At 69.1% G+C, this 15,971-nt stretch carries 9 protein-coding genes and 3 pseudogenes; 8 read left to right on the top strand and 4 right to left on the bottom strand.

Annotated elements, in window-relative coordinates; translation table 11 throughout:
- Positions 1 to 3,879 (top strand): annotated as a pseudogene (hrpA, locus tag AD428_RS10060) (ATP-dependent RNA helicase HrpA); the annotation flags it as partial.
- Positions 3,880 to 3,921: 42 nt separating this feature from the next.
- On the opposite strand, the gene lpxO reads toward hrpA, so the two are convergent.
- Positions 3,922 to 4,821: a lipid A hydroxylase LpxO gene (gene lpxO / locus AD428_RS10065; protein ID WP_053245072.1), complete on the bottom strand. Its 900-nt coding sequence runs from the start codon at positions 4,819 to 4,821 to the stop codon at positions 3,922 to 3,924.
- A 104-nt stretch (positions 4,822 to 4,925) separates the two neighbouring features.
- On the opposite strand from lpxO, the gene dnaE reads away from it, so the two are divergent.
- The 7 genes from dnaE to AD428_RS10100 are packed head-to-tail and all read left to right on the top strand — an operon-like array spanning position 4,926 to position 14,093.
- Positions 4,926 to 8,417 (top strand): DNA polymerase III subunit alpha, encoded by a 3,492-nt coding sequence (dnaE, locus tag AD428_RS10070; RefSeq protein ID WP_053245073.1) that lies wholly within the window; start codon positions 4,926 to 4,928, stop codon positions 8,415 to 8,417.
- Positions 8,417 to 9,517 (top strand): glycosyltransferase family 4 protein, encoded by a 1,101-nt coding sequence (locus tag AD428_RS10075; protein WP_053245074.1) that lies wholly within the window; start codon positions 8,417 to 8,419, stop codon positions 9,515 to 9,517. Before dnaE ends, AD428_RS10075 begins: the two co-directional genes overlap by 1 nt.
- Positions 9,514 to 10,362: a polysaccharide deacetylase family protein gene (locus AD428_RS10080; RefSeq protein WP_053245075.1), complete on the top strand. Its 849-nt coding sequence runs from the start codon at positions 9,514 to 9,516 to the stop codon at positions 10,360 to 10,362. The genes AD428_RS10075 and AD428_RS10080 overlap by 4 nt, the downstream gene beginning before the upstream one ends.
- Positions 10,359 to 11,111 carry a glycosyltransferase family 2 protein gene (locus AD428_RS10085; protein WP_053245076.1) on the top strand — a complete coding sequence of 251 codons (753 nt, stop codon included), beginning with the start codon at positions 10,359 to 10,361 and terminating at the stop codon, positions 11,109 to 11,111. The genes AD428_RS10080 and AD428_RS10085 overlap by 4 nt, the downstream gene beginning before the upstream one ends.
- Positions 11,108 to 12,223, top strand: coding sequence for a glycosyltransferase (locus AD428_RS10090; protein WP_053245077.1), 1,116 nt, complete (start codon positions 11,108 to 11,110; stop codon positions 12,221 to 12,223). Before AD428_RS10085 ends, AD428_RS10090 begins: the two co-directional genes overlap by 4 nt.
- Before the next feature lie 18 nt (positions 12,224 to 12,241).
- Positions 12,242 to 12,967, top strand: a complete 726-nt coding sequence (locus tag AD428_RS10095; RefSeq protein WP_152968039.1) for a polysaccharide deacetylase family protein — start codon at positions 12,242 to 12,244, stop codon at positions 12,965 to 12,967.
- Complete coding sequence (locus tag AD428_RS10100) at positions 12,942 to 14,093, top strand: glycosyltransferase family 4 protein (RefSeq protein WP_082308350.1); 1,152 nt, start codon at positions 12,942 to 12,944, stop codon at positions 14,091 to 14,093. Before AD428_RS10095 ends, AD428_RS10100 begins: the two co-directional genes overlap by 26 nt.
- Before the next feature lie 17 nt (positions 14,094 to 14,110).
- On the opposite strand, the pseudogene AD428_RS27740 reads toward AD428_RS10100, so the two are convergent.
- From AD428_RS27740 to AD428_RS10110, 3 genes and pseudogenes are all read right to left on the bottom strand, one after another.
- Positions 14,111 to 14,426, bottom strand: a pseudogene (locus AD428_RS27740) (YkgJ family cysteine cluster protein).
- Positions 14,423 to 15,196 carry a YdcF family protein gene (locus AD428_RS10105; protein ID WP_053245079.1) on the bottom strand — a complete coding sequence of 258 codons (774 nt, stop codon included), beginning with the start codon at positions 15,194 to 15,196 and terminating at the stop codon, positions 14,423 to 14,425. The pseudogene AD428_RS27740 and the gene AD428_RS10105 overlap by 4 nt, the downstream one beginning before the upstream one ends.
- A 65-nt stretch (positions 15,197 to 15,261) precedes the next feature.
- Positions 15,262 to 15,971 (bottom strand): annotated as a pseudogene (locus tag AD428_RS10110) (glycosyltransferase family 9 protein); the annotation flags it as partial.

Below are 15,971 nucleotides of genomic sequence, written 5' to 3' on the forward strand. Positions count from 1 at the left end.
TCCCCCGCCGCCCCCGCCGCGCGCCGCGCCATGCCGGGGCGCAGCCGCCGCGTCCCGAGCGCCCGATTCCCGCGGTCAGCTATCCCGAAGACCTGCCCGTCAGCGCGCGGCGCGAGGAGATCGCGCGCGCCATCTCGGCCAACCAGGTGGTCATCGTCAGCGGCGAGACGGGTTCGGGCAAGACCACGCAGCTGCCCAAGATCTGCCTGGAGCTGGGGCGGGGCCGTCAGCGCATGATCGGCCACACCCAGCCGCGCCGCCTGGCGGCGACTTCGGTGGCCAAGCGCATCGCCGAAGAGCTGCACACGCCCATGGGCGAGGTCGTGGGCTACCAGGTGCGCTTCAACGACCGCACCGGCCCGAATGCGTCCATCAAGCTGATGACCGACGGCATCTTGCTGGCCGAGTCCCAGCGCGATCCGCTGCTGCGCCGCTACGACACCATCATCATCGACGAGGCGCACGAGCGCAGCCTGAACATCGATTTCCTGCTGGGCTATCTCAAGCAGCTGCTGCCGCGCCGGCCCGACCTCAAGGTCATCATCACCTCGGCCACCATCGACGCGGAACGCTTCGCCCGGCATTTCGCGGCCGCCGACGGCCGTCCCGCGCCGGTGATCGAAGTGTCGGGCCGGCTTTATCCGGTGGAAATCCGCTACCGTACCGTGCGCCAGGAGGCCCAGGGCGACGAGGCCGCGGCGGCCAGGCCCGGACGCGAGCGCATGTCCGGCGACGAGGAGCGCGATCTCATCGACGCCATCGTGGATGCCGTGGACGAGTGCGCGCGCCACGGCCCGGGCGACGTGCTGGTCTTCCTGCCCGGCGAGCGCGAGATCCGCGAGGCGGCCGAGGCACTGCGCAAGCATCATCCCGCGGCCACCGACGTGCTGCCGCTCTACGCCCGGCTGTCGCAGGCCGAGCAGGAGCAGATTTTCCACCCCCGCGGCAACGCGCGGCGCATCGTGCTGGCCACCAACGTGGCCGAAACCTCGCTCACGGTGCCGGGCATCCGCTTCGTGGTCGACAGCGGCCTGGCCCGCATCAAGCGGTATTCGTGGCGCAACAAGGTGGAGCAGCTGCGCATCGAGCCGATCAGCCGCGCCTCGGCCAACCAGCGCGCCGGCCGCTGCGGCCGCGTGGGGCCGGGCGTGTGCATCCGGCTGTACGACGAGCAGGACTTCAACGCCCGCGCCCCGTTCACCGATCCGGAAGTGCTGCGCTCCTCGCTGGCCTCGGTGATCCTGCGCATGAAGTCGCTCAAGCTGGACGACATCGAGCAGTTCCCCTTCGTGGAGGCGCCGCCCGGGCGCGCCGTGGCCGACGGCTACCACCTGCTGCAGGAACTGGGCGCCATCGAGCGGGCCGACGGCCACGAAGGCGAGGACGGCGGCCAGGGCGGCGCGGGCCTGGTGCTGACCCGCACCGGGCACGAACTGGCCAAGCTGCCGGTGGACCCGCGCATCGGCCGCATGATCCTCGCGGCGCGCGAACAGCAATGCCTGGCCGAAATGCTCGTCATCGCCTCGGCCCTGTCCGTGCAGGACCCGCGCGACCGCCCCATGCAGGAGCGCGAGGCGGCCGAGGCCGCGCACGCCAAGTTCGCCGATGACAAGTCCGAATTCATTTCTTTCCTGAAGCTGTGGCGCTGGTACGGCGAACAGGTGCAGCACAAGGCTTCGCAACGCAAGCTGGTGGCGCTGCTGCGCCAGAACTTCCTCTCTCCCGTCCGGCTGCGCGAATGGCACGACGTGCACTCCCAGCTCGCCGCGCTGGTGGGCGAACAGGGCTGGCGGCTGAACCAGACCGAGGCCACCTACGAGCAGCTGCACATGGCGCTGCTGGCCGGCCTGCTGGGCAATATCGGCTTCAAGAGCGAGGAGGGCGGCCAGTACCAGGGCGCGCGCGACATCCGCTTCCACATCCATCCCGGTTCGCGCCTGGCCAAGAAAGCCGGACGCTGGATCGTGGCGGCCGAACTGGTCGAGACTACCCGCCTGTACGCCCGCTGCGTGGCGCGCATCGAGCCCGCCTGGCTGGAGCGGGCGGCCGCCCACCTGCTGCGGCGCAACTGGTCCGATCCCCGCTGGGAAAAGAAGGCGGGCCAAGTCGTGGCCAACGAGCGCGCCACCCTGTACGGCCTGACAGTCTATTCCGGCCGCCGCGTGCACTACGGCCGCGTCAATCCCGGGCATGCGCGCGAGCTGTTCATCCGCCAGGCGCTGGTGCCGGGCGAGATCGACACGCGCCTGCCCTTCGTGGCGCACAACCGCAAGCTCATCGCGGGCATCGAGAAGCTGGAGCACCAGACGCGCCGCCCGGACATCCTGGTCGACGACGAGCTGATCTACGCCTTCTACGACCGCCAGCTTCCGGCGGGCATTTCCCAGACCGCGGCGCTGGAGAAGTGGGTGGGCGGGCTGGACAAGGCCGAGGCCGCCCGGCTGCTGCTCACCCGCGACGAGCTCATGCGGCATGAAGCGGCCGGCGTCACCACCGACGTTTTTCCCAAGAAGGTCGAGTGGCAGGGCGTCTCCATGGCGCTGGACTACCATTTCGAGCCCGGCTCGCCGCGCGACGGCGTGACTCTCTCGGTGCCGCTCTTCGCCCTCAACCAGATCGACCCGGCGCGCTGCGAATGGCTCGTGCCCGGCATGCTCAAAGAAAAGGTGCACCTGCTGTTGAAGTCGCTGCCGCAGAAGCTGCGCCGGCATTGCGTGCCGCTGCCGGACTACGCCGCCGGCTTCTACGACCGCTGGTTCGAGCGGCTGGCCGACCCCGGCCAGGGGCTGGTCGAGGCGATCATCGCAGACATGTGGGAACAGGTGCAGGTGCGCCCGGCGGCGGCCGACTTCAAGCTCGAAACCCTGCCGCCCCATCTTTTCATGAATTTCCGCGTGATCGACGAGCACGGCCGGATGCTGGCCGCCGGGCGCAACCTGGCGCAGTTGCGGGCCGAATTCGGCAAGCAGGCCCAGGCCACGTTCCAGCAACTGGCCGCGCGCGATGCCGACGTGGCGCAGGCGCTCGCGCACGAGAACCTCACCGGCTGGACGTTCGGCCCGCTGCCCGAAATCATGGAGATCAGGCGGGGCGGGGCAGTCGGTGATCGGCTATCCCGCCCTGGTCGACCGCGGCGGCCATTGCGACCTGGACGTGTTCGACGATCCGGAAGAGGCGCGCAAGCACCACCGGGCCGGCCTGCTGCGGCTGTTCCGCCTGGGCCTGCGCGAGCAGGTCAAGTTCCTGGAAAAGAACCTGGCCGATCTCACCCGGATCAGCATGCTCTACATGACGCTGGGCACGCAAGAGGAACTGCGCGACCAGATCATCGACTGCGCGCTCGGCCAGGCTTGCCTGGCCGAGCCCTGGCCCGTGAACGAAACCGAATTCGAGGCGCGCCGCGCCGAGGGCAAGGGACGCCTGGGCCTGCTGGCGCAGGAAGTCGCGCGCTTGGCGGGCGCCATCCTCGCCGAATACGGGGCCGTGCAGCGCAAGCTGCCCCAGGCCAAGCCGCACGCGGCCGCGCATGCCGACATCCAGCAGCAGTTGGGCGCGCTCATGCCCAAGTGGTTCATCCGCGACACGCCCTACGCGCAGCTCGCGCATTTTCCGCGCTACCTGAAGGCGGTCGCCGCCCGCATCGACAAGCTGCGCGCCGACCCCGCGCGCGACGCCCGCCTGGTGGGCGAAATGGCCCCGCTGCTGACGCAGTACCAGCGCGCCCGGGCCGCCCTGAAGGGGGCGCCCGACCCGCGCCTGGACGAGTTCCGCTGGCTGCTGGAGGAGCTGCGCGTGGCGCTGTTCGCGCAGGAGCTGCGCACCCCCATGCCGGTGTCGGTCAAGCGGCTGATGAAAAGCTGGGAGTCGCTGCGGCGCTAGCCCCGGCGGCGCCGCGCCGGGGCCGGGCGCTTGCCGGGGCCGTCAGATCGCCAGGAATCCCGCGATCACCAGGATGATGAGGCCGAACTTGGTCGCCTTGTAGACGGTCTTGTTCCAGGCCTTGAAAGCCTTGCGCTTCTGGTCGATGACCCAGTGCGCATGCGTGAGCTTGTTGATGGCGCCGGTCTGGTCGCCGCCGTCGTTGGGCGAGCTGGCGGCCGACATGACCACGCGGCCGAACCAGCGGTTGAACGCCTCGGCCCAGCGCCACTTCAGCGGGCGCTCCACGTCGCAGAAGAGAATGATGCGGTTGCGGTCCGTGCGGTTGTAGGCTTCGTGCACGTAGGTTTCGTCGAAGACCACGCTTTCGCCGTCGCGCCAGCTGTAGGCGTCGCCGTCGACGATGATGTGGCAGCCGTCGTCGTTGGGGGTGGACAGCCCCAGGTGATAGCGCAGCGAACCGGCGAACGGGTCGCGGTGCGGGTTGAGCTTCCCGCCCGGCGGCAGCTCGGCGAACATGGCGGCCTTCACCTTGGGCAGCGTCTTCAGGATGGCGACGGTCTTGGGGCAGAGCTCTTCGGCCGAGGGGTGGCGGGCCTCATACCACTTGAGGTAGAAGCGCTTCCAGCCGTACTTGAAGAAGGAATTGAAGCCGATGTCGTTGTGCGCCTCGGCGGCCTTGATGCGCCGCATCTCCGCCATGCGCAGGGCTTCCTCGCGGATGGTTTCCCAGTTGTCGTCCAGCACCTTCAGCTCGGCGATTTCGCTGGTGGTCAGGTAGGGCGTGGTGGGCACGCGGGACGCGAGCACCATGAAGGCATTGACGGGCGCGAGCAGCACCGAATGATCCAGCAACTGCCTGCCCAGCGGCAGCCTGACGCGGCCGCGGAAGTGGGCGAAGAGGATGGCGGCCAGCCATATTCCGGGGATCAGCCATTTCATACGTCAATCTCGTGGTGCAGCGGGGTGGAGCCAGCGCATATTGTGGCACACGCCGTGCGGGCGGGCCCTGCTTGGAAAGCCGCCGACTGGGTACAATTCCAGCTATGTCCGAAGCCGTAACGAACCCGTCCCCCTTTGTCCACCTGCGCGTCCATTCCGAGTTCTCGGTGGTGGACGGCATCGTCCGGATTCCCGATCTCATCAAGCGGGTCGCCAGGCTGGGCCAGCCCGCCGTGGCGCTCACCGACCTCGCCAACCTGTTCGGGCTCATCAAGTTCTACAAGGGCGCCCGCGGCGCCGGCCTCAAGCCCATCGCCGGGTGCGACGTCTGGATCACCAACGACGAAGACCGCGAGAAGCCGTTCCGCCTGCTGCTGCTGGTGCGCAACCACCAGGGCTATCTGAACCTCTGCGAGCTGCTGACCCGGGCTTTCCTCACCAACCAGGGCAAGGGCCGGGCCGAGATCCGGCGCGAATGGCTGCAAGGCCAGGAGGGCCTGATCGTGCTGTCGGGCGCACGCGCCGGCGACGTGGGCCAGGCGCTGGACGCGGGCAATGCGGTGTCGGCGCTGGCCCTGGCGCGCCAATGGGCGCACATGTTCCCGGGCTGCTACTACATCGAGCTGCAGCGCGCCGGTTTCGACGGCGACGAAGCCTACACCCAGGCGGCCATGCGGCTGGCGGCCGAGGCCGGCCTGCCCGTGGTGGCCACGCATCCGGTGCAGTTCCTGGACCCGGAGGAATTCCAGGCCCACGAGGCCCGCGTCTGCATCGCCGAGGGCGAGATCCTGGCCAACCCCCGGCGGGTGCGCCGTTTCACCAAGGAGCAGTACCTGCTCAGTTCCGAGGAAATGGCGCGCCGCTTCGCCGACGTGCCGTCGGCGCTGGCCAACACGGTGGAGATCGCCAAGCGGTGCAACCTCAGCCTGGTGCTGGGCAAGCCGCGCCTGCCCAACTTTCCCACGCCCGACGGCGTCTCGCTGGACGACTACCTGGTGCAGCTCTCCGAGCAAGGGCTGGAAAAGCGCCTGGCGTTCCTGTTTCCCGACGAGACCGAGCGCGCCGCCCGGCGCGACCAGTACTACGAGCGGCTGCGCATGGAGTGCAAGACCATCATCCAGATGGGCTTTCCCGGCTACTTTCTCATCGTGCAGGACTTCATCAACTGGGGCAAGAAGAATGGCGTGCCCGTGGGCCCGGGCCGGGGCTCGGGCGCGGGCTCGCTGGTGGCCTACGCGCTGGGCATCACCGACCTGGACCCCATCCGCTACGACCTGCTGTTCGAACGCTTCCTGAATCCGGAGCGGGTGTCCATGCCCGACTTCGATATCGACTTCTGCCAGGACAACCGCGAACGCGTCATCGACTACGTCAAGTCGAAATACGGGCGCGACGCGGTGAGCCAGATCGCCACCTTCGGCACCCTGGGCGCCAAGGCCGTGGTGCGCGACGCCGGGCGGGTGCTGGACATGCCCTATATGTTCTGCGACGGCCTGTCCAAGCTGATCCCGTTCAACCCCATGGATCCGTGGTCGCTGGAGCGCACGCTGAAGGAAGAGCCCGCCTTCAAGGAGCGCTACGAGCAGGAAGAGGAAGTGCGCGCGCTGGTCGACCTGGCCAAGCCGCTCGAAGGACTGACCCGCAACATCGGCATGCACGCCGGCGGCGTGCTCATCGCCCCGGGCAAGCTCACCGACTTCTGCCCGCTGTACTGCCAGCCCGGCCAGGAGAACAGCGCCGTCTCGCAATTCGACAAAGACGACGTGGAAGCGGCTGGCCTGGTGAAGTTCGACTTCCTGGGGCTGCGCAACCTCACCATCCTGGACTGGGCCGTGCGCTACGTGCGCCAGTTCAATGCCGACAAGCGCGACTTCGACGTGATGGCGCTGCCGCTGGACGACCCGGCGGCCTACAAGATCCTGTGCGACGCGAACACCACGGCCGTGTTCCAGCTCGAATCGCGCGGCATGAAAGAGCTGCTCAAGAAGCTGCGCCCCAATACCTTCGAAGACATCATCGCCATGCTGGCCCTGTACCGCCCGGGGCCGCTCGAATCCGGCATGGTGGACGACTTCGTCAACCGCAAGCACGGCCGCGCGGCGGTGGACTACTTCCACCCCGACCTGGAAAGCACGCTCAAGAGCACCTACGGGGTCATCGTCTACCAGGAACAGGTGATGCTGATCTCGCAGATCATCGGCGGCTATTCGCTGGGCGGCGCCGACCTGCTGCGGCGGGCCATGGGCAAGAAAAAGCCCGAGGAAATGGCCAAGCACCGCGAGCTGTTCGAGAAGGGCGCCAAGGAGAAGGGGCACGACCCCGACCTCGCGGTCAAGCTCTTCGACCTCATGGAAAAGTTCGCGGGCTACGGCTTCAACAAGTCGCACTCGGCGGCCTATGCGCTCATTTCCTACCAGACCGCGTGGCTCAAGGCCTACCATCCCACCGAATTCCTGGCCGCCACCATGTCGTCCGACATGGACGACACCGACAAGGTGCAGACCTTCTGCCGCGACGCCCAGGAAAACGGCGTGGAGGTGCTGCCGCCCGACGTGAACCACTCCGGCTACCGCTTCGAGCCGGTGGCCGACAAGTACACCGAGCAGGGCAAGCCGCCGCGCACCATGCGCTACGGCCTGGGGGCGGTCAAGGGCACCGGCCAGGGCGCGGTCGAGGACATCCTGCGTGCGCGCAAGGAAGGCGGCCCCTTCCTCAACCTGTTCGATTTCTGCCGCCGGGTCAGCAAGCACGCCGTCAACCGGCGCACCATCGAGGCCCTCATCAAGGCTGGGGCATTCGATTCCATCGAGCCGAACCGCGCCGCCATGCTGGCTTCCGTGCCCACGGCCATGGAAGCCGCGGAGCAGGCCGCGCGCAGCGCCAACCAGGCTTCGCTCTTCGGCGACGACAGCGGCGACGTGGTGGCCCAGGAGCTGGCCAAGGTGCCGCCCTGGGATCTGCACGCCAAGCTCACCGAGGAAAAAGCCGCGCTGGGCTACTACTTCAGCGGCCACCTGTTCGACCACTGGCGCGACGAGGTGCGGCGCATCGTGCCCATGCAGCTCGCGCGCATCGAGCCGCAGCGCGACCTGCAATGGATGTGCGGCGTGCTGGCCAGCGTGCGCACCATGATGACGCGGCGCGGCAAGATGGTGTTCGCCGTGCTCGACGACGGCACCGCGCAGGTGGAAATCTCGGTTTTCAACGAACTGTACGAAAAACACCGCAACCGGCTGCGTGAAGACCAGCTCCTCATCGTGCAGGGCAAGGTCAGCAACGACGAGTATTCCGGCGGCATGCGCATCGTGGCCGAGCAGCTCTACGACCTGCAGCTCGCGCGCGAGGCCCGGGCCCGCTCGCTGCGCATCAAGCTCAACGGCACGGCCGACGCCGTCCGCCTGCGGCAGATGCTCAATCCCTTCCGCGCCGAGCCCGAGAACGGCATCCCCGGCGTGCCGGTGGACGTGGTCTACGCGCGCGACAACTTTCTCTGCACGGTCCGGCTCGGCGAGGAATGGCGCGTGCGCATGGCCGACGCGCTGCTGGAGAACCTCAATGCCTGGACCCGGCCCGAGCTCGTGGAGGTCACTTACTGATGCATCCGCTGCGCATCGTGCATTCCGAGGCGGCCACCAGCTTCGGCGGCCAGGAAGGCCGCATTTTCAAGGAAATGACGGCCATGCGCGCGCGCGGCCATCACATGGAGGCCATTTGCCAGCCCCAGGCGCTGCTGGCCCAGCGCCTGTCCGACGCAGGCTTCACCGTGCACACCCTCGACATGGACGGCCCGCTCAACTATCTGCGCGGCGTGGCCGCCGTCCGGCGCATCCTCAGGCAAGGCCGTTTCGACGTGCTCAACACGCATAGCCGGCGCGACACCGTCATCGCGGCGGCGGCCGGGCGGCTGGCGGGCACCCCGCTCATCGTGCGCACGCGCCACCTGTCCAACAGAGTGGGCTCGCTCTGGTCATACACCTGGCTGCCGCATCGCGTGACCACCGTGAGCGACCACGTGCGTCAGCATCTCATCGACCGCGGCGTTCCGCCCGACCGCGTCGCCACGGTGTATTCGCCGGTGGTGCTGCCCGCGCCCGTGGAGCATTCCACCCTGCGCCGGGAACTGGGGCTGTCGCCCGACGACGTGGTGGTGGGCTGCGTGGCCGTGATGCGCGCCACCAAGGGCCATAAAGACCTCATCGACGCCATCGCCCCGCTGATGGCCGAGCGCCCGCACCTGCACCTGGTGTTCGTGGGCGGGGGCTCGCCGGTGTTCGAGCAGACCCAGGCCTACGTGGCCCAGCGCGGCCTGGAAAACCGCATCCATCTGTTGGGCACGCGGCGCGACGTGCCCAACCTGCTGGCCGGCTTCGACCTGTTCGCGCTGGCCACGCAGCAGGAAGCCTCGGGCACCGTCTACGTCGAGGCGCAGGCCAGCGGCCTGCCGGTCATCGGCACCGACGTGGGCGGCGTGTCCGAAATGTTCCGCGACGGCGTCACGGGCATCCTGGTGCCGCCCCGGAATCCGGCGGCCCTGACCGACGCCCTGCGGCGCCTCATCGACGATCCCGGCCTGCGCCGGCGCATGGGCGAAGCGGGCCGCAAGAGGGTCTGGGAAGAGGGCGTGTTCTCGCCCGCCCGCCTGGCCGAAACCACCGAGGCCGTCTACCTCAAGTGGCTCGCGGAGCGGCGCGCATGAACGCCCCGAACATCCCGGTGCTGATGTACCACCACGTCACGCCCGCCGGCGGCATGATCGCGGCCACGCCCCAGGTTTTCGAAGACCAGATTGCCCGGCTCGCGCGCGCGGGCTACCAGTCATTGGGCACCGACGAGTTTTCCCTGTTCCTGGCAGGCGGCAGCGTGCCCGAGCGGTCCGTGCTCATCACCTTCGACGACGGCTACCTCAACAACTGGATATACGCGCATCCGGTCCTGCAGCGCTACGGCATGCGCGCCGTGCTGTTCACCATTACCGGGTGGATCGGCGACGGCCCGGCGCGCCCGCATGCGGGGCAGGGCGGCGTGCTGCCGCCCACGCCCGACCACCATGCCTGCAAGCAGCTCATTGCCGAGGGCCGCACCGACGAGGTGATGCTGCGCTGGAGCGAAATCGAGGCCATGCGCGCGGCGGGCACCTTCGAATTCCATTCGCACACGCATACCCACACGCGCTGGGACCGGGTCTGCGGCCAGGACGCGGCGGCCAAGCGCGGGCACATCGAAGAGGAGCTGCGCGTGTCGCGCGACACCCTGGCCAGGCGCCTGGGCCAGGCCAGCGACCACCTGTGCTGGCCCCAGGGCTATTTCGACGCCGACTACCTCGAGGCCGCCCGCGAAGCCGGGTTCCGCCACCTGTACACTACCGACCCTTTCGGCCAGAACCGGCCGGGGGCCGACCCGGAGCACATCTACCGCTTCGCGGTGCGCAACCAGGGCGGCGCGTGGCTGAACCGGCGCATCTGGCTTTCGCGCCATCCCTTCTGGGGGCCCCGTTATCACGCCTGGAAGGCATGGAAAAAGCGTCTTAGGAATCGCGGATGAAGCTATCGGTCATCATCATCACCAAGAACGAGGCGGCCAACATCGCCGAATGTCTGAAATCCGTGTCGTTCGCTGACGAATTCATCGTGGTGGACTCGGGCAGCACCGACGGCACCGTGGAGCTGGCGCGGGCGCTGGGCGCGCGCGTGGAAATCACCCCCGACTGGCCCGGGTTCGGCCCGCAGAAGAACCGCGCGCTCGACCTGGCCACCGGCGACTGGGTGCTGTCCATCGACGCCGACGAACGCGTCACGCCCGAACTGGCCCGCGAAATCCAGGACACGCTGCGCGCGCCCGCCGCCGATTGCTACGAGATCGCGCGCCTGTCGAACTTCTGCGGCCGCGACATCCGCCACAGCGGCTGGTGGCCCGACTACGTGCTGCGCCTCTTCAGGCGCGGGTCCGCCCGCTTCACCGATGCCGCCGTGCACGAGCGCGTGGTGCCGGCCCGCGGCCGGCCGCTGCGCCTTGCCGGCTATTTCCGCCACTATCCCTACGACAACCTCGACGCGCTCATCAACAAGGTCAACCGCTATTCGTCCGACGCCGCCGCCATGATGTACGCCAAGGGCCGGCGCACGGGTGTGCTGGGGGCGCTGGGCCACGGTTTCTGGACTTTCGTGCGTATCTACCTGATACGCCGCGGCTTCCTGGACGGCCGCCACGGGCTGGTGCTGGCCGTCACCGCGGCGGCCGGCAGTTTCTTCCGCTATGCCAAGCTGATGTTCCTGGCCGGAAAGAAGCCGTGAGAATCCTGTACACCAATTTCCATGGCCGCAACGGCGGCGGCCATGTGACCTACATCATCAACCTGGCCAAGGCGCTGGCGGGCAGCCACCAGATCACCGTCGCCACGCCCGAAACCAGCCGGCTCTACCGCTACGCCAAGGCCATTCCGGGCGTGACGGCGGTGCCCATGCAGTATTCGTCGCGTCCCGCCGCGCTGCTGGGCGAGCGCGCGCAACTGCGCCGGCTGATCCGCCAGGGCGGCTACGACCTCATTCACTGCAACGGCTCGGCCGACCACAAGCAGGTAATGTTCGCCACGCTGGCCCTGGCCGAGCGTCCGCGCATCGTCTTCACCAAGCACAACGACCACCCGGTGACCAGCCTGGGCAACTGGCTGCGCGCCCGCCTGGCCACCGACCACAGCATCGCGGTCAGCGATTACGTGCGCCGCCTGATGGAAAATTCGCCCTACAAGCGCCGCCCCATCACGACCATCCGCCACGGCATCGACACGAACTTCTTCGCGCCGCCGCCGCCCGAAAGCCTGGACAAGCTGCGCGAGATCTTCTTCGGCCCCGACTGGCGCGGCAAGCTGCTGCTGGGCAGCGCCGGCGGCACCGACTACGACAAGGGCTGGCTCGACCTGGTGGCCGCCGCGGCGGCGCTCCCCCCGGCGGACAAGGCGCGCGTGCGGCTGCTGGTGGCGGGCGACCCGCCCTCCGAGGCCAAGCTGGCCCGCGTGCGCGAGCTCGGCATGATCGACCAGGTCGTCTTTCCCGGGCTGCTCGACGACGTTCGCGCCGCGCTGGCGTCGTGCCATGCGGGCTTCGTGCTGTCCTACCGCGAGGCCCTGTCATTCGCATGCCGCGAGATCATGGGGCTGGGCCTGCCCGCCCTGGTGTCGGACGCGGGCGGCCTGCCCGAGAACGTCACCGACGGCGTGGACGGCTGGATCGTGCCGGCGCGCGACGTGGCCGCCATGACCGCCAGGCTGCGCCTCATGCTGGACGATCCCGAGCGCGTCCGCCAGATGGGTATGCAGGCCCGCGCCACCGCGGTGCGCGATTTCAACCTCGAGCGTTTCGCCCGCGCCACGATGGAGGTGTACCAGCGTACGCTGGACGGACACTGAGCCCTTATAATTCGGGCCATGTCTATTCCTATCCTCATGTATCACCAGATCGGCGAGCCCAACCCCAAGGGCACGCCGTATCGGGGCCTGACGGTGCACCCGGACAGCTTCGCCCGCCAGATGCGCTGGATGCGCCGCCTGGGCTATCGAGGCCTGTCCATGCGCGACCTCATGCCGTACGTGCGGGGCGAACGCCAGGGGAAGGTCTTCGGCATCACCTTCGATGACGGCTACCGCAACGTGCACCGCAATGCCATGCCGATACTGAGCGAAATGGGCTTTACCGCCACCAATTATTTCGTGGCGCACCAGTTCGACGGCGGCAACGTCTGGGATCTGGAAAAAGGCATCCCGTTCTCGCCGCTCATGTCGGTGCAGGAAATGCGCGAATGGGCGCAGGCGGGCAACGAGGTAGGCTCGCACACGCTGGACCACGTCCACCTGCCGGAACTGCCGCCCGACGAGGCGCGCCGCCAGATCGCGCAGTCGAAAGACGAGCTCGAGCAGGCCCTCGGCGGACCCGTCACGGCTTTCTGCTATCCCTACGGCGATCACGGTCCCGAGCACCGCGTCATGGCCCGCGAGGCTGGCTACGACAACGCCACCCTCACCCGGCGCGGGCTGGCCGCCGCCACGGACGATCCCTACGGCCTGCCGCGGGTCACGGTGTCGCGTTCGACCAACATCGTCCGGTTCCTGCAGAAATGCCTCACCCGCTATGAAGACTCCCGCCGCAATGGTTGAGCGGCGGCTGCGCATCGCGCTGCTGGTGGACCGTTTCGGCAATCGTTTCGGCGGCGCCGAAGCCTATGGCGTCGAACTCATGCGCGTGCTGGGCGAGCGTCACGACATCACCGTCGTGGCGCGCGACTACGACAGCGATCTTCCCTTCGCCCGCCGGCTGCTCCGCTTTCCCGGCTGGCTGCCGAGCTGGATGCGGGTGGCCTGCTTCGCGTGGCGCGCCCATCGCCTCACCCGCGGCCGGTTCGACATCGTGCACTCGCACATGAACGGCTGGGCGGGCGAAATCCAGGTCATGCACGTCACGCCGGTGCGCTACGGCCGCGTCATCCGGGCCAAGCCCTTCAAGCGGCTGCGCGCCTGGGTCAACCCGCGCCTGCTCACCTACCTGCTGCTGGAACGGGCCCGGGTCCGCAGCGGCCCGGGGCGGCGCATCGTCGCCGTCTCCGGCCTCATCCAGGACCAGCTGCATCGCAGCTACGGCCCCGAGCTGCCGGTGGACATCATCGCGCCGGGCGTGAAGCTGCCCCCGCCTGTCGATCCGTCGCGCCGGCGCGAAGTGCGCGAATCCCTGGGCTGGAACGACGACACCATCGGCTGCCTGCTGGTGGCGCGCAATCCCCTGCGCAAAGGCCTGCCCGCCTTGCTGGACGCCCTGGCCCAGTTGCCCGACAACTACCGCCTGCTGGTGGTCGGCGCCGACGGGGCCGCGCGCGAGCGCGTGCGCGCCAAGGGCGCGCTGGCCGGCCGCGTCAGCCTGGTGGATCCCACCCCGGAGGTGGCGCGTTATTTCGGCGCCGCCGACCTCTACGCCCATCCCACGCTCAACGACAGCTACGGCATGGCGCCGCTCGAGGCCATGTCCCACGGGCTGCCCGTGGTGGTCAGCTCGCCCGACTATTGCGGCTTCGCCCAGTACCTGTCGGCCGGCCGCGACGCGCTCATCCTGCAAGACCCGCGCGACGGCAGCCAGCTGGCCCAGGCCCTGCTGCGCCTGGGTTCCGAGCCCGAACTGCGGGCCGCGCTGGCCGAACGCGGCCTGGCCATCGCCCGCGCCCAGAGCTGGGAAAACGTCGCCCTGCGCTACGAAGCGCTATACGGGGCCGTGCTGGCCGAGCGCGGCGCCTGAACCCGCGCGCGGCGCGTTCATGCTTGCGGCGCGGTGGCGCGCTCCAGCTCATCCAGCCAGGCTATCGCGTGTTCGCGGCTGTGCCCGCACATGTCGCGCTGCGGCCGGAGGCCGCCGCAGAAGTCCGGCCGCTCGGGGGCGGCCGAACACCGCGCAGCGCATGTCCGGCAGCAGTTGCGCGCAGGGCACGCCGGCCGGCTTGCCTTGCGGCATGCCGGGCAGGGGCCGCGTAATGGAAGGGGCGATGCAGCAGGCTCCGCAGCCCGGCCGGCAGGAGACGGGCGCCGGCGGCGGACCGGCCGGATCGCCCGCGGGGCGGACCGCCGCGTTCATACCCACCCGCGCAGCCAGTAGACGAACAGGCCGGCGTACTCCTTGATGATGGAGCGGCTGGCGTCGAAGGCGCGCTGGTTGGGCAGCCAGGGCCAGAACGGGTCGCGGCTCTCGGCTTCGGGCACCACGATCTGCGGCGGCGTGGGCGCCGCGATGGCCTGCACGCCCTGCTTGGAAAACGCCGCCATCGCGCGCGGCATGTGCAGGGATGAGGTAACGAGCAGGATCGTGTGTATGCCGCGCGCCTTGAGCTTGTCTTCCGTCAGGGCGGCGTTTTCGTAGGTGGTGCGGCTGGAGTTCTCGAGGATCAGCGCGGCGTCGGGCACGCCCTGCTGGCGCAGCGTGTAGGCCATGCCCTTGGCTTCGCTCACGTCGCCCTCCAGCGCACCGCCGGACAGCAGCACCCGCGGCGCGCGACCGGCCCGGTAGAGCTCCATCGCGGTGTCCACGCGGACGACGGCGGTCTGCCTGTCGTAGGGCAGGAACCAGTTGGCGCGGCCGTTGGCCGTATTGCCGCCCAGCACCACGATGGCGTCGGCGGTGGGCGACTCCGCGGCCGGCAAGTGGGGATAGCGGTGTTCGAGCGCCCCGCCCAGCCAGAGCGAAGTGGCCGGCAGCGACCAGGCCAGGGCCCAGATCAGGCCGGCGGCCATCAGCGCCGCGCCCGTTTTGCGCAAGCGGAACAGACCCAGCACCAGACCGGCGACGACCAACGTGATACAGAGATTTAGCGGGATGATCAGATTCGTCAGGTAAGTGGCTATGGTCATGTCAAACAATCCGGTGACTGCCTCGCCTCGAGGCCTTGCCGGGGCCAGGAAGGCATATCCTGGGTTTACGCCGCGCCGAGCAGTTGCCGGGCCCGCGCGTCGACTTCCTGCACGGACGGCCAGGATCCGTCCGCGCCCATGCACACCGCCCGGGGCGACCATGGGCCGGTCCGCGACGGACTCGTCACGCCGAACAGGGTGAGTTCGGGCGCGAGCGCGGCGGCGGCCACATGGGAAACGCCGGAATCGTTGCAGATGACCAGCCGGGCGCGCGCGGTCAGGGCGGCGAAAGCCCCCAGGGACAGCGGCGGCAGCAGCTGCGCGCTGGGCGCGTTGCGGCGGGCCTCGTCGATTTCGGACGGCGGTGGGCACATTACCACGATATGGCCGGCAGACTGTAACGAACGGCTAAGGGCGTCGAATCCCGGCCACACCTTGATCCTGCCCTTGTGCAGCCCGGTGGCGGTAGGGGCGATCAGCACGAAGGGCCGGCCGGCCAGCCCGGCGTCGCGCAGCGCGTCTTCCGCAGCCTGCCGGTGCGCCGGGCGTGAGGGGCAGGTCCAGCGTGGGGGAGGGGGCGGCCGGGCCGGCCGGCAGCCCCCAGCGCGCCAGCGCCTCGCGGGTAAGGCAATGCCAGGACTGTACGGCGTGCATGGGCCGGGAAGGCTTGGACACCGGCCAGCGCAGCAGGAAGCTGCGTCCGTCGTCGCGGTAGCCGGCCGAGGGCAGCCCCGCCAGCCGGAACACCAGAGCGCTGGACAGCGAGTCGGGCAAC

It is taken from the genome of Achromobacter sp. DMS1 (assembly GCF_001270295.1).